This is a genomic window from Vibrio sp. YT-19(2023) (genome assembly GCF_033337395.1).
Genome location: NZ_JAWOQN010000477.1, coordinates 1 through 709, shown reverse-complemented (window position 1 = coordinate 709; position 709 = coordinate 1). Strand labels below are relative to the sequence as shown.

General features: G+C 40.6%; 1 protein-coding gene and 1 pseudogene. One reads left to right on the top strand and one right to left on the bottom strand.

Features of this window, described 5'->3' with window-relative positions; genetic code table 11:
* Positions 1–423: pseudogene (locus R7E78_RS26625) on the bottom strand (sensor histidine kinase); the annotation flags it as partial.
* Between the two features lie 46 nt (positions 424–469).
* Here R7E78_RS26625 and R7E78_RS26620 point away from each other — a divergent pair.
* Positions 470–655, top strand: a complete 186-nt coding sequence (locus tag R7E78_RS26620; protein WP_020904052.1) for a hypothetical protein — start codon at positions 470–472, stop codon at positions 653–655.
* Positions 656–709: the final 54 nt, after the last annotated feature.

Sequence of the window (709 nt, the reverse complement as noted above, 5' to 3'; positions counted from 1 at the left end):
GCTTTCACCGCTGATGGCTTGTTTAAAGTAAGGTCTAAAAGCAAAGTTGCGTCCAATAAAAGAGCGCTTTTTACGCCAGTTACTTGCTGCAATGGTCGTGCCCCATTGATCAATCAAATAAGTATCTGCCGCTTCAATAACGTTGTTCACCGATTCTAGATAGCGATTGGTGATTTCGAGTTGAGCGCTATTTGAAGGATTCAGTAGAGCTTCAAAAAGAGGATCATCTTTGGCTAAAAGATTGGGTATATGGGCGTATTTATCGAGCTTATTTTTGATGTGGCTAGAAAATTGTTCGAGCTGTGATTGGTGTTTATCTAGCAAAGATTGATAGCTGTGTTGCCACACCCAGCGCCCGCCCACAATGGCGCACAGGAAATATAAGGCGAAAAAAATCAGTAAAATACGATTTCGTTGAGACATCCTTGCATTCCTATTACACGTCTTTTTTATGCCTTTAGAAATGTTAATGGGTTGTAGGGATGATGGGGGATTTAGTTTTCAACTCTGTGGAGTAAAACAAGAGCAAGATCTCTTTTTACGCTTTTCAATAAAAAAAGCAGTCGATTCTCTTGAAAAAGTCGCTATTGTCCCCATTCTAGATATGCTGAAGCGCTCATTGGGTGTTTTAATCCCATTTTTGGCAAAAAAATGAGTCAGCTTTCGAGAATTTAGCGCAGACAATGTCCACATGGTGGCTATTGGCTCG